At 33.6% G+C, this 26,581-nt stretch carries 22 protein-coding genes and 4 pseudogenes; 5 read left to right on the forward strand and 21 right to left on the reverse strand.

The window, feature by feature from the left end:
* Positions 1-60 precede the first annotated feature (60 nt).
* From ACHZK0_RS12890 to ACHZK0_RS12915, 6 genes and pseudogenes are all read right to left on the reverse strand, one after another.
* Positions 61-620: pseudogene (locus ACHZK0_RS12890) on the reverse strand (serine/threonine protein kinase).
* A 199-nt stretch (positions 621-819) separates the two neighbouring features.
* Positions 820-1,215, reverse strand: a complete 396-nt coding sequence (locus tag ACHZK0_RS12895; protein WP_395761655.1) for a VOC family protein — start codon at positions 1,213-1,215, stop codon at positions 820-822.
* An 86-nt stretch (positions 1,216-1,301) separates the two neighbouring features.
* Positions 1,302-1,736, reverse strand: a complete 435-nt coding sequence (locus ACHZK0_RS12900) for a YciI family protein (RefSeq protein WP_395761656.1) — start codon at positions 1,734-1,736, stop codon at positions 1,302-1,304.
* 117 nt (positions 1,737-1,853) lie between these two features.
* Positions 1,854-3,119 (reverse strand): RNA polymerase sigma factor, encoded by a 1,266-nt coding sequence (locus tag ACHZK0_RS12905; protein ID WP_395761657.1) that lies wholly within the window; start codon positions 3,117-3,119, stop codon positions 1,854-1,856.
* On the reverse strand, positions 3,116-3,550 hold the full coding sequence (locus ACHZK0_RS12910; protein ID WP_395761658.1) for a YciI family protein: 435 nt from the start codon (positions 3,548-3,550) through the stop codon (positions 3,116-3,118). Before ACHZK0_RS12910 ends, ACHZK0_RS12905 begins: the two co-directional genes overlap by 4 nt.
* 157 nt (positions 3,551-3,707) lie before the next feature.
* A complete protein-coding gene (locus ACHZK0_RS12915) occupies positions 3,708-4,520 on the reverse strand; it encodes an alpha/beta fold hydrolase (RefSeq protein WP_395761659.1) in 813 nt (270 codons plus the stop codon).
* Positions 4,521-4,766: 246 nt separating this feature from the next.
* Here ACHZK0_RS12915 and ACHZK0_RS12920 point away from each other — a divergent pair.
* A pseudogene (locus ACHZK0_RS12920) lies at positions 4,767-4,943 on the forward strand (recombinase family protein); the annotation flags it as partial.
* Between the two features lie 48 nt (positions 4,944-4,991).
* Here ACHZK0_RS12920 and ACHZK0_RS12925 read toward each other — a convergent pair.
* The 7 genes and pseudogenes from ACHZK0_RS12925 to ACHZK0_RS12955 all read right to left on the reverse strand — a co-directional run.
* Positions 4,992-5,069: pseudogene (locus ACHZK0_RS12925) on the reverse strand (NUDIX pyrophosphatase); the annotation flags it as partial.
* A gap of 147 nt (positions 5,070-5,216) precedes the next feature.
* A complete protein-coding gene (locus ACHZK0_RS12930; protein ID WP_395761660.1) occupies positions 5,217-6,332 on the reverse strand; it encodes an NAD(P)/FAD-dependent oxidoreductase in 1,116 nt (371 codons plus the stop codon).
* 126 nt (positions 6,333-6,458) lie between these two features.
* Positions 6,459-7,112, reverse strand: coding sequence for a YdeI/OmpD-associated family protein (locus tag ACHZK0_RS12935; RefSeq protein ID WP_242250613.1), 654 nt, complete (start codon positions 7,110-7,112; stop codon positions 6,459-6,461).
* Positions 7,113-7,268: 156 nt separating this feature from the next.
* Positions 7,269-8,039 (reverse strand): arylamine N-acetyltransferase family protein, encoded by a 771-nt coding sequence (locus ACHZK0_RS12940; protein WP_395761661.1) that lies wholly within the window; start codon positions 8,037-8,039, stop codon positions 7,269-7,271.
* A 180-nt stretch (positions 8,040-8,219) separates the two neighbouring features.
* Positions 8,220-8,723 (reverse strand): MepB family protein, encoded by a 504-nt coding sequence (locus ACHZK0_RS12945; RefSeq protein ID WP_270343991.1) that lies wholly within the window; start codon positions 8,721-8,723, stop codon positions 8,220-8,222.
* A 104-nt stretch (positions 8,724-8,827) separates the two neighbouring features.
* Complete coding sequence (locus ACHZK0_RS12950; protein WP_395761662.1) at positions 8,828-9,199, reverse strand: DUF4180 domain-containing protein; 372 nt, start codon at positions 9,197-9,199, stop codon at positions 8,828-8,830.
* Between the two features lie 171 nt (positions 9,200-9,370).
* Positions 9,371-10,063: an HAD family hydrolase gene (locus tag ACHZK0_RS12955; RefSeq protein ID WP_395761663.1), complete on the reverse strand. Its 693-nt coding sequence runs from the start codon at positions 10,061-10,063 to the stop codon at positions 9,371-9,373.
* 448 nt (positions 10,064-10,511) lie between these two features.
* Here ACHZK0_RS12955 and ACHZK0_RS12960 point away from each other — a divergent pair, with 448 nt between their 5' ends.
* From ACHZK0_RS12960 to bla, 3 genes are all read left to right on the forward strand, one after another.
* Positions 10,512-11,177 carry a response regulator transcription factor gene (locus tag ACHZK0_RS12960; RefSeq protein WP_087956180.1) on the forward strand — a complete coding sequence of 222 codons (666 nt, stop codon included), beginning with the start codon at positions 10,512-10,514 and terminating at the stop codon, positions 11,175-11,177.
* On the forward strand, positions 11,170-12,642 hold the full coding sequence (locus ACHZK0_RS12965; RefSeq protein WP_395761664.1) for a sensor histidine kinase: 1,473 nt from the start codon (positions 11,170-11,172) through the stop codon (positions 12,640-12,642). The genes ACHZK0_RS12960 and ACHZK0_RS12965 overlap by 8 nt, the downstream gene beginning before the upstream one ends.
* Before the next feature lie 468 nt (positions 12,643-13,110).
* Positions 13,111-14,049, forward strand: a complete 939-nt coding sequence (gene bla, locus ACHZK0_RS12970; protein WP_395761665.1) for a class A beta-lactamase — start codon at positions 13,111-13,113, stop codon at positions 14,047-14,049.
* 236 nt (positions 14,050-14,285) lie between these two features.
* On the opposite strand, the gene ACHZK0_RS12975 is transcribed toward bla, so the two are convergent.
* The 3 genes from ACHZK0_RS12975 to ACHZK0_RS12985 are packed head-to-tail and all read right to left on the reverse strand — an operon-like array spanning position 14,286 to position 18,047.
* Positions 14,286-15,446 carry a Ger(x)C family spore germination protein gene (locus ACHZK0_RS12975; protein WP_270608229.1) on the reverse strand — a complete coding sequence of 387 codons (1,161 nt, stop codon included), beginning with the start codon at positions 15,444-15,446 and terminating at the stop codon, positions 14,286-14,288.
* Positions 15,433-16,911 carry a spore germination protein gene (locus ACHZK0_RS12980; RefSeq protein WP_270343985.1) on the reverse strand — a complete coding sequence of 493 codons (1,479 nt, stop codon included), beginning with the start codon at positions 16,909-16,911 and terminating at the stop codon, positions 15,433-15,435. The genes ACHZK0_RS12975 and ACHZK0_RS12980 overlap by 14 nt, the downstream gene beginning before the upstream one ends.
* Before the next feature lie 56 nt (positions 16,912-16,967).
* The gene (locus tag ACHZK0_RS12985; RefSeq protein ID WP_395761666.1) at positions 16,968-18,047 is read right to left on the reverse strand and encodes an endospore germination permease; all 1,080 of its coding nucleotides are present in this window, start codon (positions 18,045-18,047) and stop codon (positions 16,968-16,970) included.
* A gap of 217 nt (positions 18,048-18,264) precedes the next feature.
* On the opposite strand from ACHZK0_RS12985, the gene ACHZK0_RS12990 reads away from it, so the two are divergent.
* Positions 18,265-18,447, forward strand: a complete 183-nt coding sequence (locus tag ACHZK0_RS12990) for a hypothetical protein (RefSeq protein WP_002172101.1) — start codon at positions 18,265-18,267, stop codon at positions 18,445-18,447.
* Positions 18,448-18,689: 242 nt separating this feature from the next.
* On the opposite strand, the gene ACHZK0_RS12995 is transcribed toward ACHZK0_RS12990, so the two are convergent.
* From ACHZK0_RS12995 to ACHZK0_RS13015, 5 genes and pseudogenes are all read right to left on the reverse strand, one after another.
* Positions 18,690-19,367 carry an ABC transporter ATP-binding protein gene (locus ACHZK0_RS12995; RefSeq protein WP_270344305.1) on the reverse strand — a complete coding sequence of 226 codons (678 nt, stop codon included), beginning with the start codon at positions 19,365-19,367 and terminating at the stop codon, positions 18,690-18,692.
* Positions 19,368-19,378: 11 nt separating this feature from the next.
* A complete protein-coding gene (locus tag ACHZK0_RS13000; RefSeq protein ID WP_270344306.1) occupies positions 19,379-20,806 on the reverse strand; it encodes an ABC transporter permease in 1,428 nt (475 codons plus the stop codon).
* Positions 20,807-21,288: 482 nt separating this feature from the next.
* Positions 21,289-21,702: pseudogene (locus ACHZK0_RS13005) on the reverse strand (undecaprenyl-diphosphatase); the annotation flags it as partial.
* A 101-nt stretch (positions 21,703-21,803) separates the two neighbouring features.
* Complete coding sequence (gene pulA / locus ACHZK0_RS13010; RefSeq protein WP_395761667.1) at positions 21,804-24,374, reverse strand: type I pullulanase; 2,571 nt, start codon at positions 24,372-24,374, stop codon at positions 21,804-21,806.
* A 494-nt stretch (positions 24,375-24,868) separates the two neighbouring features.
* Entirely contained in the window at positions 24,869-26,572 is a 1,704-nt protein-coding gene (locus tag ACHZK0_RS13015; protein WP_262742706.1) for a M4 family metallopeptidase, read from the reverse strand.
* Positions 26,573-26,581 lie beyond the last annotated feature (9 nt).

The raw sequence follows: 26,581 nt of genomic DNA on the forward strand, positions 1-26,581 counted from the left end.
ATATCTAAAATGTATGGTCCTTTTGTTTACTAGTGGTTCACTTATAAGTATGTTATCCTTTTACAACTTGAATTTCTTTTTAAGCTTCTTATATTTTCTATACGAACGTCTAACAATGTTTAACATAAAATACGGTATTTTAACAAGGAAAGGCAATTTATAAATGAAAGGCAAATAAAATGTAAAATATGCCTTTTCTAGGTCTCTCCACTTACTATCTTCATTTGTTTTTAAGAAATCAGATACATCAACATCACATTTTTCCCGTGAACATCACAAGGAGTTAATCCTTGTTTCCTTACATACTCTAAAGCTTTATTGATATCAAGGATCACCTGCTTAGGAATTTTAATCCCTTTATGAATAGCATCGTATAAGGTAATTTCTTTTAAACGTTTCAATACGATGAAATTTTCTCCTTCTCGCGCGTAAACTTTCACTACCCAATCTTTATATTTGCTATGCATGAATACTGCGGCATAATTACCTTTCCCTAAACATTTCCAAATTCTAGGAATATCTTTAACTACTACAGGTTCGAATTCATTTTCACTTCTTACGCTTACCTCTTTTAATAATTCATCCTTTATCAATCCCACAAAACAATTTATTCTCATCATTTCCACTCCGGTTTTGCTAAAATTGGGCCTACCCACATTTTAACGAAAATATACACTAAGCGAATTTTAGCATAAAACGAGTCATCTTTCTTATTCAAATAAAAAGATGACTCGTTTTATATTGGGGCCCACTAACAAAACGAGGAAAACATACGCTAAGCAATTTTGTACATAGTGAATTGTTTGAATTTGGGATGGTTTACGGTTTGGTGATCATCCACGTAACACCGAATTTATCTATAACTTCTCCATAGAATGCACCCCATGGCTGCAAAGAAAAGGGATACTTGTTTTCTCCACCTTCACAAAGCTTGGCATATGCCTCTTTAGCTTCAGACTCATCGTCATAGGTTAAGGCAAGACTGATGCTACGGCTACTGGATACCTGTTCAAAGGAATCGGAGATCATTAGCGTATTCGTTCCAGCTACCATCAAAGACAGATGCATAACTTTATCCTTTATAGCGTCTGGAGTTCCTGGTACCTCACCGAATGTTTTAAGTGATAGAATTTCCCCACCAAGTGACTCCACGTAAAAATCCGCCTGGCTTCTTGCATCCTCCGACATTAGATAAGAGTTTAATTGTGCTCCCATTTTTTCAACAACCTTTCCATTTTAATTTGTCTTTCTATAAGTACGACGAATATACATTGGTGAAATCGACAAAGGAAAAAACTTTTTTAAAATTTTTTCAACATATTAAGGTGATCTTGTAAAGAGGCTTCCATCGCCTTTATTCCGGGGGCTTCTATGGACTCTAGTTTCTCTTTTACTCTTCGCAATTCTATCTCGTACTTGCCTCTCAACTTTGGAACCGGCATTCTTAGCGCCAAATTTAGCGCCTCGTTCTCAGTACTCACATTAATCAACATATATTCCATGATAAGGTCTTGATTTACCGGAAACGGACCAGCTAATACTTGTGGTTTCCCACCTTTATTTGGATACGTTATTTTTAAACCGGTTGAACTTGGCTGAAGCTCTTCTTCGGCAAGAAGTGCACCTTTTTTAGCCAGTGACTTCTTATACGAAATCATTGCCTCGCAGTAATCCATTCTGTCGGCCAGTCCTGCCTCCGTGTACTCTGCGGCTTTGACAATCAATAAAAATCTCATTGTTTTCCCCTCCTCGTTTTAGTTGGAAGAAATGAAGAGCAGAATAGACTGCTCAACTATTCCTTTACCAACACTACGAATAAGGAACAAGATAATCGACAAGGCTGGAAAATAATATTATGTAGATGTTCCTTTTCCACATTCCATTGCACGATTAAGTAGAAGGGTTCGTTCACTTTCATTCTGAGTTAATGATGCAGCACGTTCAAATTCTGTCCGAGCCTCATCGTAACGCCCTAGCTTCACCAAGAGATCCCCGCGAACACTCGGCAATAGATGATATTTCTTTAAGGATGGGGCAGCATTCAACTCGTCTACAATTTGAATGCCAATGTCCGGACCGAATGCCATGGATATAGCAACTGCCCGGTTTAATTCTACGATTGGCGAGGGCATTACAATCGAAAGCGCTTCGTAAAGTGCAGCAATTCGGGGCCAATCCGTCTCCTCTGGGGTCGGTGCCTGAGTATGGCAAGCAGAGATGGCTGCCTGCAAAGAATATGGCCCAAGTGAACGTCCTAAATTCCGACTGCGCTCCAGTGCTGCCAAACCACGGCGAATCAATAATTGATCCCACTGTGCCCGGTTTTGATCCATTAGAAGAACAGGTTCTCCTTTCGAATTAACTCGAGTTTTGAACCGAGAAAATTGAATTTCCATTAAAGCAACTAGTCCATGAGCTTCCGGTTCATTAGGTGCGATCTCGGCAAGGACACGTCCGAGTCTTAGTGCCTCTTGGCATAGTAAAGGACGGATCCAGCTTTCTCCGGAAGTTGCTGAATACCCTTCATTAAACATAAGGTAAATCACTTCAAGTACGGTCGACAGGCGATCAATAAGTTCCTCTCCAAGTGGTACCTCAAAAGGAATCTTTTTTTCGTTAAGGATCCTCTTAGCACGGACAATTCTCTGAGCAATGGTTGATTCCGCGACGAGAAATGAACGTGCAATTTCTTCCGTGGTAAGTCCGCATAACAGGCGCAGTGTCAAGGCAACTCTGGCATCCTGTGATAATACTGGATGACAAGTCATAAAAATCAAACGAAGGAGATCATCACTAATCTCCCCATCCAGTACATGATCTAGGTCTTCTTCAGTATATAAATCCGTATTTTTAGCAATCTCTACATACTTTTGATCACGAATCTTCGTTCTTCGCAAAAAATCAATCGCACGCCTTTTCGCCGTCGTCATCAGCCATGCGCCGGGATTGTCTGGTATCCCAGCATGAGGCCATTTTTCAAGAGCAACCACCAAGGCATCTTGAGCTAGATCTTCTGCAAGCCCAACATCCCGTACCATACCAGTTAACTTTGCAATGAGTTTTGGTGACTCTATTCGCCATATCGCTTCAATCGTTCGTTGTGTTTTGGACAAACTCACGCCTTTTTTCGCTCCTCTACATGCTTGCGAAGTGCTGCTTCTTTTTCCAGAAATTCTGGATTATCTGTCAAATCTACCGCATCAAATACCTGTCTAAGCTCAATTTCACCCTGTCCAAATCCATGTGGATCTGGCATCCGTAATGCCCATTCAATAGCCTCTTCTCTTGATTTAACTTCAATCAAGGTATATCCCGCAATTAATTCTTTTGCCTCCGTAAACGGACCGTCCATAATCTTTGGTTTCCCACCTGGTTCCGGATAAGAAATCCTTATTCCGTTTGAACTAGGATGTAGTCCATCTCCTGCTAATAAAACACCCGCTTTCACCAATTCTTCGTTATACTTCTGCATCGCCTCAATAAGCTCCGGTCCGGGCATTTTTCCTTTCTCTGAGTCTGTAGTCGCTTTTACAATCATCATAAATCTCATAAGTAATAACCTCCTATATTTTATGGTAAAGCTTCATTCTAATTGGTGTAAAATCGCATCAACAAATCCGTTTCTATTTATACAACGAATACCTGCCTGCTAAATCGACAATTGAAATTATTTTTTTCATACTTTTTTTGTGATATTTTTTACCTAATTAGTGATTAGCCAAAAAAAATACTGTAAGCTCCGGCGATATCTTTTTTGTATCAAGCTTCTTAGTATGGCCGAGACCTTTTTTACTCAGTAATTGCGCATTGGGGAGTACGTTTGCCAATGCTTGAGCACTATGACGTAGAGATGCAGGGCTCTCTGTCCCTTCTAATACTAACGTTGGCATCGTAACACTGCTCCACCATTCAGCAGACAATTCTTTTCCTTCCATATAACCATCCAGCAAAGCAGCATCATATGGAAGCGTATGTGCAACCGTTATAAGCTTCGACCACACACCCGGCATGATGCGCATCATGCTGACAATAAATGATGGTGCCCCCATACCCTTGGTCATAAAGTACTTAATGGCTTCAGCTCTGTTATCCTTGGCAATAAGTTCAGCAGTATGTCTTGTAAAATCTTTCGGCGGCTTATGATCCTCCGCTTTTACCACGAAAGGAGGTTCGTGTAGAGCCAATTTAGTAATATTTACTCCTTTTTTTGCCGCTAGCAGGGCTAGAACAGCTCCCGAAGATAATCCCCAAACATATGCTGCTCCACCAGCTTCATTAATCAAAGCTTGAAGATCTTCAATTTCACGCCCAACGTCATATGGCTGTGTATCACCGCTATCTCCTCGGCCACGGCGGTCGTAGTTGTAAACCGTGAAGTACTCTGACAACAGATTAGCCAACTCCACCTGCTGGGGAAATTTTCGGTAGCTGAAGGCACCTGCTACCATGATGAGAGCTGGTCCTTGACCAACTTTATCATAAGCGATTTTCGTTCCATCTTTTGAAGCAACTGAATACATAAATTTTTCCTCCTTTATCGTTGCAACTGATTTTTAGATATTTAACCTCCAATATTTTACGGATTATATCCGGTTCTAATAAGATGACGAATCACTATAAACAAAATCGACACATCCGCAAAAAAATTTATATTTTTTATCAAAATATTAAATTAATTAGACGCTTAAGAATTCCATTTCATCTTATATACTCCAAGTTTATAATTATTCCCTTTAAAAAATGAGGGCATTTTATCTTTTTAGTTCAGTGATCGTGGGATTAGTATCCATAGTCTGCAGGAAAACATCATGATGGAGAAGGCTAGTACAACGGGAAAACTTATTTTTCAACTTTTTGCAGCCTTTTCCGAATTTGAGTGTAATCTTATTCATGGGTGCTCAGCAGCTGGTCGTGCTACACCAAGGGCCAGAGGGCGACTAAAGTGAATACCGGAGAAATTGGATAAGAAGGAATTAGAAATGTTAAAGACATTGGTTGAAAATATCATATTGAATAGAATCATCAGTTTTTATATAAGGAAATACCAATACTTGATATGGTGCTCTCATTACTTAACCTTATCTCGAAATCAAGCTTTAAATAAAAATGAATAAAGAGCCGACATCAAAAATCTACATTAATAATGCAGATTTATTGTGTCGACCCTCTATTTTTAAAGAAATGTATTCCTGTCGAATTTGCTTAAGTACTCCATGTTATTCAATTGCACCAGCAACGTCATAATCGTTTAAATCTAATTCTATTGTTTGGCCAAGTGCTAATTTAGCAAGTTCTGATCCTAAATATGGACCGGCAGTTAAACCAGAAGCACCTAATCCGTTTGCAACGAGAATGCCTTTAAAGCTAGGTAATGGTCCGATAACAGGTAAGAATCCTGGAGTAAATGGTCTAAATCCAACTCTCGTTTCAAGCATAGTACTATTTTCTAAACCAGGCGCAACTGTTAATGCTTTATGGAATACTTCATGTAAACCACCTGCTGTTACACGGTGATCGAAACCAGTGTCATTCTCATGTGTTGCACCAATTACGACGTGACCATTGTCAAATGTTAAAATGTATTGATCGTTTGGCGGCATAACAACTGGCATATTTTCTGTTGCTGTATTTTCAATTTGTAAATGAACAATTTGTCCTTTTTGGAATGTAACTAAGAAATTAATTCCTAACGGATTCAAGATTTCATTCGCCCATGCGCCTGCAGTTACAATTACCTTTTCTGCTACAATTGTTTCATCGTTTACTGTAACTCCAGTAATAACATTACCTTCACGAACTAATACAGCATCTCCTTTTATAAAAGTAGCACCATGTTTTTTCGCAGCACTTATTAAAGCATTACGTAATAATCTTCCATTTACTCGTGCAGCGCCACTTATGTGAACAGAACTGTATTCTTCTGATAATGCTGGGAATAATTTTTTTGTTTCTTCAGCTGATAAGCGAGTGATTTCACCAATCTCTGGCGCATCTTCACGTCGTTTATAAGCTCGCTCTTCCATTTGATCTAGTTTTTTCTCGTCAGTATGTAAACTAATTGCACCTACACGGTTGTAACCTGTATCCGTTTCACCGTCTTCTTCTAATTGTTGGATTAACGAAGAATAGTAACGTGCACCGCCTTTAACGATTTTATACCACTCTTTATTACGACGCTGTGAAAGCCAAGGACATACAATACCTGCTGCTGCATCAGTTGCTTGACCTAATTGTTGGCGATCTACGATAGTAACATTCGCACCTGCCTTAGCAAGGTGATAAGCTGTAGACGCTCCTAAAATTCCAGCTCCAACTACAATATACGATTTCATTTCAAACACCTTTTCTCTTTTACTAATTATTTAAATATAAGAACATACTTTAGTATACTGAAAGGAATTCTATTTTCAATGTGCAAAGTGACATTAATTGTTGCATCATTGTGACGTTCCTAACCATTATTTTTTCTTCTTACGGAATAATTCAATTGTTTTATAGCCTTGTGAAAGGATTTCAATCATTTTCTCAAGACGTTTATCGCGTGTTTTTTCTTGTTTTACAGAAAATAAATTACGTGCCCAATCTTTTTGATACCCAGGTGTTAAACTTTGATAAAACTTAAGTTCATTTGGATGATTAGCCAATAGTGCTTCAACGTCTTTAATACGATCTGCATAATCGGCAACACATTGACTCATAGCAGGCGTTTTCTTCTCTTTTTTCTTTTCACGCTTTAAACCTACAACAGTAAAGACGTCGTCCATACTCACCATTCGTGCAAATTTAATATCACTCTGTCCTACATACCCATCTTCGCCAACGCTTAATGCAGGAAACATCTCATCACGGTGAATAAACGTACTGTAACGAGAATTCCCTTTTTTCGGATACGCGAAGAATATGTAGCCTTTTTCAATTAGTAATTCTTCATTACTAATAATATAATTCGTTTGTTTCACCATTTCATCAAGTGTTTCTACAAAAACAAAAATGGCATCGTGTTCTTTTGAAAATGCAGTTTCTTTCCCTGTAAAAATATCATAATCACTAGGTTCATTAATTACGACCATATTTGTATACTTATTCAGTTTCAATTTATCAATAATTGACATAAAAATCTTCCTTTACATTCAAAATTCATTGTTTATAATTTTCCATACTGTTCTAGTGTATTATATCTAATTAGAAAATCAAACTTTAATAGTTAGTTTCAAATTAAAGTTAATAAAAATAGCCGATTCTGCGTAAGAACCGGCTAGCTATTTGTTTCACCACAACTCAATAGCAAATAAAGTATTTAATAGCTCTCTATATTGATCTTCTGTAATTTCACATTTTGTTTTTTCCCCATGAATCATTTCAGTTAAACTCGTATTCGTTAAAGAGACATGGCCAGAGACCGTCAATTTAACTGCAATTGGTCTTTTATTGAAAATAGATTTCTCATCTTCTATTACTCTTTTTTGAACATCATTCACTACCGCCTCATCAATGATACGATTATAAAATGCATGACAAACTTTCCACTCACCGTTTGTATCTTTTCTTTCTAGAATGTAATTTCCTTTACTGGTATCTTTTCGTCTCACTCGATACGTACCATTTTTAGAGGAAACAGCTCCACCTGCAAAAGGTACAGGGACTAGAGGTACTAAAGAAGCAATACCTACATCAATTAAGTATCGTACGTTATCATAATTTAAAATAATCGTAATATGTCCATCCTCAAGTGCCCATGCGTTTATATCATTTTTATATACAGTACCAAGTGCAAGCTGTACATCATAACCACAATCTTGTAAAAAGTAGTAAAAAAGAGTATTTAATTCATAACAAAGTCCGCCGCGGGACGTATTTAAAATTTTATTCTGTAAATTTTCCATAGTAATTGTATTCGCATTACGTGCTATAACATCTAAATTCTCAAATGGTATAGTGTGTGCAAATGCAAAGAGAATTGTATTTAATTCTTCAAACTTCACTTCAGTACGGTTTGCAAGATTCAATCTTGTAAAAAGCTTATGTTGTAGATTTGTCATAGTAAGCACCCCTTAACATGTATAAGTTAAAATAGTATATGCTGATTGTAAATTTGATGGGGTACTGAAACAATGTACATTTCATTTAACTGTACCGGTACAAAAAATATTCTACGAGAAAAATTATTATCATACTCTGGCATTCGGCAACGAATTGACATTCAAAACTAAAACAAGAAGCTACGAATACAAATGTAATAGTTTGTCAATAGCTAAATTATTTGGATCACTTAAATCAACAAAATATTGCAGTTGCCACATTTGGCTCTTTTTCGCTTGATTGCTAACAGGAGTATCCCAAAGCGGATAAATTCTCATAGCCATCTTTCCTTTTTGACTTTGCGTTTTCAATATTTTTTCTTTAAGTAGAATTTCTTTAGGGAAAATAAATTGTCCTAGTTTATTATCATCAATACAAGTAATAACTAATAGGTCAGGAGCAGCGTCATAAGAAAACGCTTGATTTTGCATATTGTCATCTTTCTCCCAAAAAGAAACAAATTGCCCAATTTTATTAGGCGTAATTTTTGATACTCTAAAACGAATAGTCTTGTTATTTAAGTGAAATAAACAACCCGCATATTCTGCGTTTTGCTGTTCTTCTTTTAGATTCGTGATTATTAATTCGTTAGGTTTGTAAATTATATTGTCTAAATTTCGGATTACATCATTAAATTTATTCAAGAAAATTCCCCCTTTATTCACCTCTTAGTTTATCACAAACATCAGTTCTTATATGATGTAAATAATAAGCGACGTGAAAAAGAAAGAAATTTTACTGGGAATTATTAAAGCTTCAATGTACTTATTTTTTCAATTGCTTGCTGTTCAGTTGCAAAGTAAAAAATGTCTTGTCCTTTATTACATTCATAAATAAAATCCTTTAAGCTTTTACTAGTATACATAGAAAAATCTCCAATGATAGCAATCTTTACTCTGTAGTTTATAAACTTTTGAAGAATATCACCAGCAAGGCGTGTTTTTAAGTCAAAGAAACTTTCGCTTATTAATGATTTGTCAATGATAATATGTTTCGCATCCACCTCATATTGAACTGTTGCCATAAGATCCAATGCAGTTTGAACATCGGAAATTACTACCTTATCGTTTTTTATGACAGCAATATTTATTCCATCGATAACTAATTTCTTTATTTCCATAATCCCACCCCTTTATTACTTACACAGTATGAATAAATTTGTATTGCAGCTCTTCATATTAATCATAATTCAAATTAGAGACAGCGAATAAAGTAGGCTCTTTTTATTTTAAATATAGATTATTTATAATACTAGTACGGTCAATGAAATTATTAAATGTCGAGATTGGTTTTACTTGTTATAAAAATATTGTGATGTAACATAACTTAACAAACTATCCAAAGTATAAATCTCGGCATACGGTTGTATTTCTGTTGTGTTCTTGATTTTCTGAGGGTTAAACCACACACCTTTTATATTTGCATTTTGAGGACCAGCAATATCCTTTTCTAAGTCATCCCCAACAAATAAGGTATTTTCCGGCTGTGCATTTAGCTTATTTAATGCTAGTTCGAATATACGTTTATCAGGTTTACTCAATCCTACTTCTTCAGAAATAATGATTGTATCAAAGTAATTGTTTAAATTCGTATTAATTATTTTAGCCTTTTGCCTCTGAGTTGAGCCATTTGTTATTATTCCCATTTTAAAGTGCCTCTTTATATGATTTAAGAAATGAATAGTATTTTGGTCAATTGAAAAACATTTAGGGAAATGTTCATTCCAAAAATCTTGGATATAATTGCGTGGCAATCTATATTTCGGCGCGAATTCATCAAATAAAGATTCTATAACTATAGTTTTATTACTAATGCCATATTCCCTTTTATCGTACTCTTTGAATTTCTGTAGCATATTGTTTTTGACCGTATCACTAACATCCTCATAACACTTTTCTAAAACTAATAAAAACAAGGTATCTACTGCTTTATCTCTATCAAGTAACGTATCATCTAAATCAAATAGCATCGCTTTATAACTCATTAAATAATTTCACAACCTTTCTCACATAATTTAAATAATCCTTAGTTCGCACCTTAGGCCTTTACTAAATTAGCAAAAAAACTCCAAAGTTTGTGGCGTACGCTCTAGAATTTCGCTAGCTTCTTTTATATTTAAATTTATTTCCCTTTCTCCCTTCTATTAAAGTTCCGAAAGTATATTTTCGAAAAGTTTAAAAAACTACATACATTTTACATTATTATACATTAGTTTTCGTAAATATTAATCGGTCAGTTTTTTATATAATAAGTTTTTTTATGCGCACAAATATTTCTCCATAAAAAGGGAATATGGGTAATAATACTTTTTTACGGAGAATACACAATCTTGAAAAATGGAGTTAATATGTTAAACGTCTTATGAAGTTTCCTACTGTATCTCCACATAAACTACAGATAGTACGGCTATAATGACTACCAGAGGTGATATTATGAAAAACTATCATATCCTCGTGGTTGAGGACGATCAAGAAATTCAGGAATTAATTAAACAATTTTTAATGACACAACAGTATACAGTGGTAGTTGCTTCAGATGGACTAGAGGGTATGACACAATTTAATAAGCAATACTTTGATTTAGTTCTTCTAGATGTAATGATGCCCAATCTTAATGGATTTGAAGTTGCTAAAATGATTCGAAGTCAGTCAAACATACCAATTATTATGCTAACTGCGTTAGAAGAAGAGGAAGATCAAATGAAAGGGTTCGATCTTGGGATTGATGATTATATAACAAAACCCTTTTCGTTTCATGTTTTGATTAGACGAGTCGAAGCTGTACTTAGAAGAAGTTATGATAAAAATGTAAATAATCATTTGGTATTTAAAGAAGTGTGCATTGATGTTGATGCATATCGAGTATATGTAAATGATGTTGAAATTTTGTTAACGACAAAAGAGTTCGAAATTCTACAACTACTATTTCAAAATGAGAGAAAAGTACTGACAAGAGAAAATATCGTAGAAAAAGTTTGGGGATACGATTATTTTGGGGAAACACGAATAATAGATACACATATTAAAAACCTACGTAAAAAACTAGCTATCCCCTACATTAAAACAATAAAGGGCATTGGTTATAAAGTTGATGAATAGAATTTTAAAAGTCATGAAGATGAAGCAAATTACTTATAAACTCTTTATGACTACATCTCTCATTTTGTTATCCTTTGCAGTGTTGATTTATTTAACTTTATATTTCTTTCTCCCTACGTTTTATGAGCAATACAAAACAGATCAACTTCAAACAGGGATAAAAGAAATAATTGCTAAGTCCAAAGATCTTACGTTTCAAGATGCGATACCACTTTTTGATGAATACGCAAAAAAAAATAACGCGATGCTTTCGCTTCAAAATAAAGAAGGAGTTATTATTTACTCGCCTTCATTTTCTTTTATTCAAAGTGGTACACAAACAACAGTAGTTACTAAAGCCACACGATTTGAGAATGTAGGTACCATTAGCAATTCATATAATGCTACGGAACCAATCCAATTCCAAGATGGTAGTTTAACGCTTGTAGTGTTCGCAACATTTCAACCGATAGATGAAGCTTCGCAAGTATTAGTACGTTTTCTCCCCTATATTAGTATCATTGTACTCGTAATTGGTATAGGGAGTGCTTATTTCTATTCCAGGTTTATTACAAAGCCACTTATTTATATTAATGAGGGTGCACAAAAGATGGCAAATTTAGATTTCTCCGAAAAAATTGAGGTTCGCTCTACAGATGAGTTAGGAGAATTATCTAATAGTTTGAATGACATGTCTATTAACTTACAACAAGCTATGTTTGATTTAAAAAAAGCAAATGAACAATTAAAAAATGATATTGAAAAAGAAAGAGAAATAGAAACTAAACGCAGAGAGTTTTTTGCGATTGTAGCACATGAATTAAAGTCCCCTCTTACTGTAATGAAAGGATACTTAGAAGGGATGATATACAATATTGGGCCTTATCAAAATCGTGATCAATATTTAAAGAAAAATCATCAAATTATTGAAAGTATGGAACAATTAGTTCGTGAAATTTTAAGTATGTCAAAGTTAGAACAACACACTTTTAAACTAAAAATAGAAGAGGTTAATCTTTCAAAGTTAATAGGTACAATCACAAAAGATCTCGAATTTTTCGCTTCTCAAAAAAGCATCCAAATAATAAAAGAAATTGACTCTGACTTTTCTGTTTATACAGATCGTGTTCTTTTTGAAAAAGCATGTAAAAATATTATCCATAATGCAGTTATGTATTCACCACATAATGAAAAAGTCTATATAAAGTTAAATAAGGATTCTAAACATGGTCAAATCAAAATGCAAATTATAAATACAGGTATCAATATTAAAGATGAAGATATACAACAAATTTTCAAACCATTTTATCGAATTGAAAAATCTAGGAATCGAAATACTGGAGGAAGTGGTTTGGGGCTATATATTGTTAAACAAATTCTTGAAACGCTAAATATAAAGTATTCCATAAAAAATATGGAACAAAGTGTGCAATTTTGCATGAACATTCCTTTATCTAAACAAAAAACAAACAAACTCCCCTCTTAGTAGGACGAGTTTGTTTGTTTTTGTAGCAAGTATAATCTTATTAGGAATCAATAAGTGGACTTTTCGTTTTTTTAAGATTTTTATTTCTACCATCCAATCTTAAAATAAAATCAGTAGTTGTTATTACTTATTCTATCCGAAACGAGTTTGTTATATATGGGCTATCCAATTGAAATTCCCGTTACAAGAAAAACTCAATCTAAATCCATATTAAATTAAGTAAAGTGAAGTTCAAAAAATGGAGTTTGCGATGCTTAAAAACAAAGTTAATAGATATAGATATGTTAAAAAATTTGATTATAAATGGAACAAATGTGTTACTTAGATTGTCTATTACGTATAAAAAAGGTGTTCTTGATAGTCCTCTCATTTTGTAATATAAGAAATACAAGAGGAGTGCTATCCAGTGCATTTGTTAATTGTATAGGTATACAAAATCCATATATTCTTGAAAGAGGTTGAAAATGTATGATAGTTTCAAAGAAGTTTTTTCACATTGCACATTATAAAAAGGTGCTACCTGTAGTATTACTTTCATGTGTAACGCTTATAGGTTGTTCCAATAGTAATATTCAATCTGAACCACCGAAACAAGCCAAACAAGAAAATACAAGTAGGCATTCTTTTGTAAAGCTTGAAAAAAAATATGATGCTAAACTCGGTATTTATGCATTGGACACAGGTACGAATCAAACTGTTACTTATCGTTCAGATGAACGCTTTGCATACGCATCTACCCACAAAGCCCTTGCTGTTGGAGCACTGTTACAAAAGAAATCAATAGAAGATTTAGATCAAAAAATTAAGTATACCAGCAAAGATCTTGTGAATTACAATCCAATTACAGAAAAATATGTAGATACAGGTATGACTCTGAAGGAGCTTGCAGATGCTTCCATTCGATATAGTGATAATACTGCACAAAATCTTATTCTTAAACAATTAGGTGGGCCAAGTGAATTCAAAAAATCACTAAGAGAAATAGGAGATTCCATTACAAATCCCGAACGTTTTGAACCAGAATTAAATGAAGTGCAGCCAGGTGACACTCGTGATACCAGTACCCCAATGGCTTTAGCTACTAGTCTTCAAACTTACGCGCTAAGTGATATCTTTCCAATTGAGAAACGGAACTTTTTAATAGATTTGATGAAAAAAAATACTACGGGGGACAACTTAATCCGTGCTGGAGTTCCAGAAGAATGGGAAGTAGCCGATAAGACTGGCTCTGGGTCTTATGGAACAAGGAATGATATCGCAATTATTTGGCCACCAAATAAAAAGCCAATTGTTCTTGCGGTACTTTCTAATCATGCTAAAGAGGATGCGAAATATGAGGATAAACTTATTGCGGACGCAACTAAAATAGTGTTAGATTCTTTAAAAGTAAAGAATAAATCAAAGTAATGAGTTTAAGCCGTTCCTATTTTGCAGCACATATAGTTTGAAAGACTTCTACTTTATCTAAACACCAAGAAATGTAAGCGTGTTTTTAGGCAACGAAGGAGGCAATATCCTCCTTCTGATCTAATCAAATTCTCATCTTAATCCTATTGAAGATGCCACCACACCGGAATGGTCATTCACGTTCGAATCTCCTATTTAGAGTTAATATTTTATGCTTCCTCTCACCTTCAACCATTCTAATGCTCAATCATATTACGCTTATTTTTAGATTTTCCATTTGTAGCTATATTAATCGAGACATTTAAATCTAATTCTTTATTTTGAAGGGATATCCCCCCCTCTTTTTTGTGTTTTTTCCATAATTTATTATTCTGCCGATATAAAGAATGGGATAACTGATACGTGTCAATCCCTCTTTCGATTCCTTTTCGGTACGTTTTTTTAATTTCTTTTTCAACTTGGGCCTCTGCAATTTTTTTAATATCATTTACAGTCATAGAGTGTATTAATTGAAAAATATCAGCGTCGAAATGGATGTTCATAAGCATGTGTAACTTTCCATTTTTCACAAAATATTTTGTATCTATCTTCGGGTTTTTCAATACTATATGTCCAATAATTTTCTGATTAAATTTTAAAAGTAATGGAGCTCGTTTCGTATTTTCATCCGTCCAGCGAATCCCAGCAATATCATGGCTGTTTAAATGATTTATATAGGATTTATCACTTATAAAACCATAACCACTAAATTTTAACATTGGAAATGATGTATGCCCTTTTTTCCAATATGCTTTAGTCGTAGCTAAGAAAGGAATACGAGTTGTCATCCCGGGTTCATAATAATTTCTTTGGAATTTATATAAAGGTAAAGGATCTATTATTGTATATTGCTTGGTTATCTCTTTTGGTAAATTAATGATTGTATATAATTGAGAAATATTTAAAATATTATTGTTCGCTAATATATTTTCTAGAGGTTCCTTAGTTCCAAATATCCACATAGTGTCTCGAAATTGAAAAAAACGAGAGAAAAAATCATTAAATTGATTTATGTCACCATGTTTTAAAAATCGCTCTGTTACAACAATTGTTTTGAGATGCTCCCATGAGATTTCTTGTTGAGCCCCCTTATAAAAATCAAATGCTGCCTCATCTAAAATGGGTCCTTTTCCCTTTCCAATATAGGCCTGGCTATAATTACGAGTAGTGCTCCCTTCTTGTTTAGCTATGTTAGAAAAATTAATAAATTGCGGACGAATGATATAATTATTATCTTTAAAATCGATACCTAGACTATTTATATACAAAACGTGATGCAACTCTCTTTGATCCCAACACCCTGTTAGAAATGTACACATCATAAAAAGAAATATAACTATTCTTTTATTTTTCTTCATCGGTACTCTCTCTTTTCCTTGTATTATCTTGAGTATGCAATTCTTTTGGTCTTTTTTTCATATACGTGAAAGGAATTCTAAATGTGGCTGCTAGCATACTTTTAAATACAGGGGGTGAATATGGTGTAAAGAATGGGACTCCAAAAGATCGTAAATTCACTACATGTATCGCCATCACAAGAACACAGAAGATAAATCCTACTATACCTAATAAAGAAGACACTACAAATACTATATATCGCAATATACTTATTATCCCTGTTACCGACTGATTAGTTAAAGCAAATGTCGAAACAACCGAGATTGCTATTATAATGACCATAGATGCTGAAACAATTCCAGCACTAATGGCGGCTTGTCCAATAATCAATCCCCCTACCACAGATAATGTTTGACCAAATACCGCAGGAACACGCAATCCTGCTTGCCTCAAAACTTCAAATAGGGTCATCATTATTAGGCCTTCTAAAGGAGCAGGAAAAGGAATCCCTTCTCTTGATAAGCTTAATGTAGCTAACAACGTATAGGGAATCTGATCTGGATGATATGTAATTAATGCTATCCAAATTCCTGGAAGAAATATAGAAATTGCTATCCCAAAAAGACTTACAAGCCGTACAAAGCTACCGAATATATAGAAAAAATCTTGATCTTCAGATGTATTCACAAAAAAAGGAAATGTAACTGGAGCAATAGTGGCTGTCGGTGACCCTTCGACTAATAAAATAAAACGCCCATACAACAAACAATTCACAGCATAATCAGGACGTCCTGTATATTCAACTAAAGGAAATACACTAAATTGATTGTTTGTAATTAATTCTTCAATCTGTGCACTTGAAACAATCCCATCTATTTTAATTTTTCTTAATTTTAATCGAACTTGATTAATGATATCTCGGGATGCAATATCTTTTAAATACAAGAGGGCTACTTTAGTTTGTGTTCTTTCTCCAATAATAAATTCTTCATAACTAAGAGAACTTGTTTTTAACCTTTTTCTAATTAATCCTATATTTGTGTTTAACTCTTCAACAAATCCATCACGTCCACCACGAATGGTCATTTCTGTATTTGTTTGCTCAACTGATCTTGTAGGTATTTGGGCAATATCAACTATATACCCTTGTTTAGATTCTTCAAAAATTATGAGGAGGTTACCTTCAAATATAATCTTAGATATAGTTTCATTCGAATTTACTATATCTAATTTCTTTACTGATAACTGAGGAATTAATGTTGAAAGGTTTAATTCTTCTATAGAATTACTTAAAAGCTTTTTGCAAACTTGAGATGATGTGGCTTGTTTTAATTTTGTATTATCAATTAAGTTTTGACAATAAATAAACAATACTGACCTTATTTTTTCTTTTTCATCCAATTCACGCTTTATTACTTTTACATCGTTGCACCCTTCAAACCACTCTAGTATTATCTTCTTGTTTAATTCTACTCGTTTGTTCATCTACATTGTCTCCTTCAAACTCAGCAACCTTATATAAAATACATTCTCATACTCTTTCAAGAGCTTTTCTTAAATTTAACAACCCACACAAACACCATTAGTAATATAGAAAACAAAAATAGTCCTAATGCTGAAACTGGCAAAACAATTTGAGATACAAACCAATAGAAACTAGAGTCACTGATGGGTAATATACTTATTACTAAAATACATGAAAGTATTACAAACATAACCCCATTTCTTGTTTTCCGATTTGTAATTGATAACAAATCTGGAATGAGAAAAACAACAAGCGATAGACGAATAAAGATTCCTACAAGCCACTGATACACGGAGAGAAAGTCTAAATTTTCAATGTACCTACCTATTGACACAAGTCTCCATTCTTCAAATGCTGGATATCGTTGGTTTGCTGCTGCGAAAGGACCAAATTCTATAATAGCTGCCATAACTGGGCCTATTGTGATACCAATAATAACAATACCTAAAGCAATCAATTGATATAATTTTATTTTTGAACAAATATGATGTTGTAAAAAAAGAATAAAAATTAATTCTAGAAATCCTGCTGCAGGATAAACCATTCCCCTAAATATTGGATTCATTCCATTTTCCATCATTGGCTGAAGTAAAGAATAATCTTTATGTGGAACATTTGCAAACATTACAAAAAAACCAAGTAAAAATACAATTGGTAACAAAACACCTGTTGTAAGTGCAATAGATTGAATTCCTTTTGTAGCATTATAGAGACAAATCAACGAAAAAAGTATTCCTAATACAAAGTGAGGTGTTTCTGGTAAATAAAAAGAGAAAAAGGTTAAGGTTTCTTTTAGTGCAACGACACCAATCGTTATTAAATAAAGTGCAACTATGAATATGATTGGATATACACTGAATTTCCCGAAATTATTTTTTAGCCACAAAAACAAATGTTCATTTTTTATGTTTTTATATATGATGAATATTATTGAAATCCAAAGCAAGTATAGGATGCTTACTAATATGATAGAAATCCATGAATCTCTACCTGATGTATCTAATAACATAGGAATCATAATGACATGATTAATTATCCCAATACTACCAATGAGTATCATAGAAACTTGAAATAAAGTAATTGTTTGCTTAGTCATATTTACCACCATATTTAGTAATGAAGAAATATTACATAGTATAACTGATACATCACTTCTTTATTCCAAATGGTTAGCGCATAGAGACATGGATAATTAAACTTCTTTATTTATAAAATTTTTCACATTAGATATAAGCTAGCACCTTCTATTCTGTACATAATTTCTTCAGGCAGATATACAATAAACACAATAGTTCTAGAAAGGTGATGATGTTATGTATGAACAACAAAATAATAGGGATAGAGACCAAAAAATGATGTTTTCTATGCAAGGAGTTCCCACAAATAAAGTTAACATGAATCAATTACCTAAATGGATTAGAATCTTCGGCTATTGTGCATTTGGCTGGATGATTGTATTTAGTTTAATTATGATAGTAGGTTTAATTCTTCAATAACTATGTTGATAAACAGTTAAACGGGACAATAATATAGGTAACTAATCATAACAAAAAGAACCTGTAGAATATCCTACAAGTTCTTTTTCAAATATTGTTAAAAAGGAAACAAAAAACTATCTTCACATTCAATACAGGGAGACCATTTTGATTATGGTTTAATTTTACTATATATCAAATATAAGCTTTTGAAATAGTTAGTTTTTGAAAATTATGTGAATTAAAAAACTAAGATATTTGTATTAGATTTGGTTTACGACCAACTTCTTCTTACTTAAATACACTGCACGATCGGATTTTTTTGCAACTTCCTGTGAATGCGTTACAACAATAATACATTTATTCTCTTTATGTGCAAGTTCTTGAAACAGTTCTATAATATCCATTGCCGTTTCTTCGTCGAGGTTTCCCGTCGGCTCATCTGCAATAAGTAAATCAACATTGCAAGATAATGCTCGAGCGATTGCTACACGTTGTTGTTGCCCGCCACTTAGTTGCAAGACGTTTCGTTTCGCTTCTACTTCTGTGAGTCCTACTTTCTCTAATAATTCTAATGCCCTTACCGTCTTATTTTTCACTTTGACACCTGTAATTTCCATCGCTGTTAGGACATTTTGAAGAGCAGTCATATAAGTAATCAAATTATAAGATTGGAAAATTACAGATACATTTTTATTACGATATCGATCCAAACCAATTTTTCGAATATCTTTGCCATTATACAGTACATAACCATTTTTAGGGACATCCAGTCCACAACCTAAGCTTAGAGTTGTAGTTTTACCAGACCCAGATGGTCCTAAAATCGTGTAGAAATGCCCTTTTTGAAAAGAAAAGTTAACATTGTCTAGTATCGCTACATTTTTCCCATTACTTTCATAATAATAATCCAAATTTTTAAATTGTAAAATCGTTTCCATGTTAAGCCTCCTTATTCATCTTTTAAAAGAATTTGTTTTGGGTTTAAACGTAGAATAGATAATGCCGGAAGAAGCGTTGCTATTATAGCAATAGTTAGTCCAATCCCTCCCATTTTCCCTACATCTTCTCCTGTTACACTTACATCAATTTTATCAATCGGATCTTCTTTTTGATTTTGTAGCGTGCCACCAGGTCCAGACACCATTACAGTTCCATTTTGCGTGGGGGCTGTTTCTTCGCTTGCTATAGCGATTTCACTCGAAAGTAAATTATCCCCTATATATTGAGAAACTTTGGCTCCTGTTGTTAGGGATAATCCAAATGCCAAAATAGCGATACATACTACTTCTATTACGAACTGCGCCATCAGTTTCCACTTTTTCTCTCCAATAGATAACAGAATCCCCATTTCCTTACGGCGGCCTTTAATTGATAGCATAATGATTAACCCTAATATAATCGCACCTGCAATCGATACAATATAAATAATCATTTGAGAAGTAGAAGAGATATTTTCGATAGGACCAATCATTTGTTTGTACAATGAATCATGTGCATCTAATTTAAAATAATTAAAATCAATATCAGATTTTTTTGCTTCTTTTTTAAATGCATCAATGTATTGTGGATCATTCAAGAAATACACGACTTGAACATTATTTATACCTTGATCTACTTCTAATTTTTTCATAGTTGAATGCGGCATATATAGTTTATTAGCTGGATCCATTATAGGAGGGGCCTGTTGACCCATTGCTTGTTCATTCGTTTCGTAAATACCGATAATTTCAATCTCGAGGGTTTCCTTCTTATCCCCTGATTGCACTTTTACTTTGTCTCCTACTTTCAAATTATTTAATTCTGCTAATCGTTTTTCCATTAAAGCTACATTCTGATCTTTCATCTGTTCTGTAATTGGTTTTCCCTCAATGATTTTACTTTTTCCGTTTTTAAAACTTTCTTGTAATGCTGTCTTGCGAACTCCCTCAATCGTAAAAGATGCATTCATATCTATTTCTGTTCCTGAGCTTGAACCGCCTCGTACAGCCGCCATTCCCACTTTACCTTTCCCTTCTTCTTCATCTGAGGCTCCTACTAGTTTAAGTCCATCAGAAATTCCGAAAGTGTTAGTTATGTAATTATAGTCTTTTACATATTTTGACTTCGCTAATTGATCTGTTTCTTTTACATTGAGCTGCGGCGGTTTTGGCATTTCTCCAGTTTCTCTAGATTTTTGAACTAATTTGTCAAAATCAAGACCTAAAGTAACATCTGCACCTAGTTTTTTTCTTGCAGCATCAGCTGCCTTTTTTGATGCATTTTGGATTGTGAATCCTGAAAGAACCAAATTTGTAACAATTAGAAATACTGCCATCAAAATTAATGATGTTCCTATCCTTTTTTTCATACTGAGAATTGCGCGTTTCATAAAATTCATTTTTTCTTACCTCCTTGATAACTTGTATTCTATATATGTTATCTAGAGTCTATATGGAGCTAATCGGTAGTTTATCTATAGATATAAGGAGTTTATGTGTAGTTATTCATTGACCTAATCAAGAAAAACCGAAAAAACAGTCTAAAAGCGTAAGCGGTTTTGAATATTGGTAAGAAGTTTGTCCATTTAAAGGACTTATAGAAAAAGAAGAAAGTTGGGCTTAATTTAATGTATGTAAGATGAAAAATATATTTATTGTGTAATTTCTATGCAATAAATATAGAGGAAGATATATAGATATCTTTTAATGTTTCTATATAGAAATCACGTCATTTTAAAAGGTGCATCCTTTAATAAAAAATAAGCTATTTTGAATGGTTGGATAGAGTTGAAGAAACTTATATTTAACTATAGAGTCCCGATACATCACTATCAATCTAATATTTTGCAATATCGATAAAGTCTTTTTTATACTTCTATACTCAAAATCCCTTTGAATTATTTTTGGATGGTAAAACATGTTTCTCTACTCTTTCATATATCGTAAGCAATTTCTTGATAAAAGAAAATTTCGGTACTAACAAATAAGAAAACAATGCTGAAACACATCCTATTAAAGCCCCTATTGCAACATCAAAAGGATAATGAACTCCTACCCAAATACGAGAGATTCCTACACAAAATGCAAGTATAAGCCATAACCAACCAACTTTCTTACGAACAAGCCAAAACGAAAAACAAATTGAAAAAAAGAGAATCGTATGGTCACTAGGAAATGAATTATCTACAGTATGGTCGACAAGTTTATTCACATCAGGCAATATTGCAAACGGTTGATAATTTAGATGGAATTTCCCTGCTATTTTTCCAATCACCTCAGCAATTACAAAATTTACTTATGTTTTTCATTGAATTGTAATAAAATTACAGTACGTGAAATTATATTACTTTAACTTTAAAAGCGAAGTGAAAACAATCTTCACTCCGCTTTTTGTAATTATTTAATCGTTTTCTCTGTTTTTAAAACTAATGAACTTAACGCAGGAATTTTAATTTTATTATCATGAACAACGTAAAGTGTTTTACTACCTGCTTTTTTACCGTCCACAAGTACTTTCCAAGGACCTTTCGATGGAAGCGTTATGTCAATGTCTTCCTTATTTGCATTGTGAGCCACCATAAAGTATTCGCTTTTATTCCCACTTCCCTTTCCATCTATTGTATAAGCTACAACATTTTTTGGAACATGGATAAAAGTTATATGCTTTTTAATCTGCTCTGCAGATGTCATTCGAAAAGCTGGGTACTTTTTGCGTAATTCTATTAAGCCCTTCATATAATCTACTTCATTATTAAATGCTGCACGGCGCAACCAGTCCATTTGGTTAATTGTATCAGGGGATTTGTAACTGTTATGATCACCATATTTCGTGCGCATAAACTCTTGTCCTGCATGTAAGAATGGAATACCTTGTGATGTTAATAAAATCGAAGAAGATAATTTGTGCATTTGTTTTCGCACTTCTTCACTGTCACCTGGATTAGTCAACTCAAGTTTGTCCCATAATGTATGATTATCATGTGCTTCCACATACGTTAGCACCTGCTCCGGATCTTGATAAGTAGACGAATTGATATCGTAGTCAATGCCTGCTGTAATCCCTTTTTTAATACGGTCTTCCATGTTTTCCTTCCCATTTACAAAGCCATTTTCTTTCTCTTCAAATACACTACCTTTCAATCCATCACGTATATTATCGTTAAAATGAGCGATCCCTTTCATTTTCTCTGCATTTTTTTGATTTGCTTTCAACTCAGCTGCAAGAGGTGTATTTAAATCCCAACCTTCTCCATGCAATATAATAGTAGGGTCAATTTGATTAATAGCTTTACGTATTTCATTCATTGTTTCATAATCATGAATACCCATTAAATCAAAACGGAATCCGTCTAAATTATATTCTTTTGCCCAGTATGTGACCGAATCCACCATAAATTTTCTCATCATTTTTCGTTCTGAAGCTGTATCATTTCCTACTCCAGTTCCATTTGCAAATGTTCCGTCTTCATTGTAACGATAATAATAACCTGGAACTAACTTATGAAAATTAGATTCAGTAGCATTATACATATGGTTATATACTACATCCATCACAACACGAAGATTATTATCATGTAGTGTTTGAATTACTTGCTTTAATTCAGTTATTCGTACAGTAGGCTCATATGGATTTGTAGAATAGGATCCCTCTGGAACGTTGAAGTTTTTCGGGTCATATCCCCAGTTATATTGTGGTTCGTTTAAATTCTCTTCATTTACTGATGCATAATCAAATATCGGTAAAAGCTGTACGTGCGTAACACCAAGATCCTTTATATGATCAAGTCCTGTTTTCACACCTTCAGGCCCTTTTGTTCCTTTTTCTGTTACGCCTAAATATTTCCCTTTCTGCTTAATGCCACTTTCGGGCTGAATTGAAAGATCACGTACATGCAATTCATAAATAATTGCGTCTTCCGGGTTTTTAAATTTTGGCTTTTTGTCCACTTTCCATTTTTTAGGGTTTGTTTCTTTTAAATCAACAACTGCCCCTTTATCTCCATTTACAGAAGCAGCGCGTGCATACGGATCAACTGCTTCAGTCCACTTATCACCAATTTTCACTTTATACGTATAAAAGATACCTTTTTGGTTCCCTTTAAGTTCTACTTTCCAAGTGCCTTTTTCACCTTGTTGCATGTTTATTTCAGTACCTATTTTATCGTTCCATTTTTTATATGTAACTAACTTCGCCTCACTCGCAGTAGGAGCCCATACACGGAACTTCGTATGTTGCGGCGTATATATATTACCTAAATCGTTACCACCATAATAAAATGAATGATCAAATTCCGCACTACGAATTACTTTACCGATTTCCGTATACGCATCAGCTACGTTTTCGATTTTCACTTTGTATGATTGTTTTAAATCAATTTTCTGCTCCGTAATTATTTTAAACTTATTTGTAACATTTCCACTTTTTCTATCATAAGGACTAATATTCTTTATTTTAATGCCTTCAATTTCAATTTTCCGTTCCTTAACATGAAACGGGACATTAGTCGTTACAGTAATCTCATTGAAACTATCAATAGTTGCTTTTTGAATTGATAGATCCGAAGAAGGCTTAGAGTTATATACTTTATCATCACCAGAAAGAATCCACACTTCAGCACGACCGTCCTTTATATTTTCAATCCAACGATCGCCACCATCTTTTTCCCATTCATTTGTACGAATGATAAATCCTACACGATTATATTCACCATCTATATTAATCTTAGCGTACTTTCCAAATTCATCTTCACCGGTAAATTCATATGATTTACCATTTGCGTTTTCTCCCCATGTCCAAAGGTTCCAGTTCTTTATATTTCCAGATTGCTCTTTGTAATGAATGATAACTTCAGTTGTTTTCGAATTTGAAACTGCCTTTACACTTTGAAAAGAGAAAACAGATGATAACATTACGATTATAGTAAGTAATAAAACTGATTTGTTAACTAATCTTTTTACCATTTGCACCACATACACCCTTTCTTTAAATAGTAGGCACAATTTATTATGCTCGTACTAAATTACACTAGTTAAATTAATCTAGAAATCTCTTTTACTTCACCCCCATATTGGCTATTTTCACATATGTATTTCAATGATCTTTTTCATTACGAAAACGTTTGCATTAATTGTTAAAAAAATAGATTTGATTACGTCTACATATATTCGTAATTACTAAAAGATCAGGGAAATTATTTTAAAGCAATCGTTTGTTATCGCTTTCATTCTATAGTACTCCCTAGCAATAGGTCAATATATTATTAATTTTCAGTTTTTTAATTTTAATCCTTATATATTTGTCACAACTTATTGAAAATAGACAGCCTCATTATCACTTAGTAAGTTTATTTTACTCATACATTGCTGCATAAAAAAACAGCTACTATCTTTAAAATGACAGTAGCTGTTTTTCATAATGTAATAATATATGAATGAAAACTATATTTCTAACTTACTTAATCTTACTTAATTTTTGCTGCATCAAATGCCTTTTGAACTGCTTGAACTTCAGCTGTATTCGCTCCATATTTATTCGTTGCCACTCGAATACATGCTGATCTCAATTCTTTGAAATTAGAAGTCATATTTAACTCATCTGTATTTGCATAATAGAAGATATCAAACATTTTATCTTCACCAATCCCTTTAACAGTTACACCGTTATGAGTTCCACCTTTTGCAATGAGATACGCAACTTTATTAATAATACTTGAATTAAAATGAACGCCACCTTGATCCCATCCGTTAAAATCATTAAATTCACTGTAATCATCTGGATAAGGTACACCAAGTGAAGATGGAACAGAAGCCGGGTTTTCCATATCACGGAAAACAGATCCAGTTTGTTCTCCCATCGTCCAGTTAAAGCTTCCATTATTTACGTATTTCTCAATAGATGTTCCCATAATATCAGATAGCGCCTCATTAATCGCACCAGATTCACCGTAGTATTCAAGATTAGATTCGCTAGAAGTAACAGCATGTGTAAATTCATGGCCAGCTACGTCATAAGCTTTGACGATAGGATCTCCATATACAAGCATACTTCCATTATTCGCACTTAAAGCATTCTGCCAATTTTTCGGATCATTCGTATCTCCGGAATCCCAAGCATGTACAACTGAAACTACCTTTTGTCCCTTGTTATCAAAGCTATTACGCTTGTATTTATCTTTGTAAAAATCAAATACTTTTGTTGCTAAGTAATGAGCACTTACTGCTTTTGGATCGTTAAATGTTGCCGAAGTACTAGTTGCTAATGTACCAGGATAATAGCTTTCTTCTTTAGTAATATCTCTATAATTCACATCGTATGTTTCAATTCCTTGCCCTCTTGTATAATCAGCAAGAGCATATTTGCCATTACTTTGTTTAGAGATACCAAATGTACGTGATATACCTAAATCATCTTTTCCTGTTCCAGTTAATGATGTAAGATTGCTTTTTTTACTTTTCTTTAATGCTCCAACTAGTTTTTCACTTGCTTTTAAGTTAGATTCTTGTACCATATTTTTTAACATATCACCATTTTGTGCATTTACTAAATAAGTTCCAGAAACATAGTTTGGTGTTGCAGCTTCAAATGTAACCTGGTATGCATTGCTAGCTTGTCCATTATTTTCATCAACAAAAATAACTTCTTTAACTTCTGGCTCAGTAATAAAATTGATATCGTTCCCGTACTTCGTATAAATATATTGTGTTGCTTCATCTTTTGATAGTTTGATAGGTTTTTTCAATTCTTCTTGTTTTAAATTTTGCGCGCTATCACCTGAAATACTTTTAATAACACCGTTATTATCTACGTGTGCAGTTAATTGATGACCATATATTTCTTTTCCTTCGTATGTTTGCTGTATACGTACAAGTGTAGTCCCATCATATGAACCACGTTTTTGAAGAACTTTATAATCTACTCCTGTTTCCCCATTGACTTGCTTTGGAGAAAGAGCTTGTTCTGTTTTCTCCTTAAGAGCATCTTTTACTACATTCTCTGGTGCCTTTTGTGACGGTTGTGTAAGTTCACCCGAACGGAACGATTCTTCCTGAATTTGAACTTGTAATTGGTCTGTTTCCTCTGCATGACCTACTCCGTATGGTGCTACAGCTGTTAAAGCTAATCCTGTTGTTAATGCTACCTTAGTTAATGTCTTTTTGTTTTTCATTTTTTCACC

The sequence above is a fragment of the Bacillus sp. 3G2 genome, from assembly GCF_044324725.1.
In the GTDB taxonomy this organism is placed as follows: Bacteria; Bacillota; Bacilli; order Bacillales; family Bacillaceae_G; genus Bacillus_A; species Bacillus_A mobilis.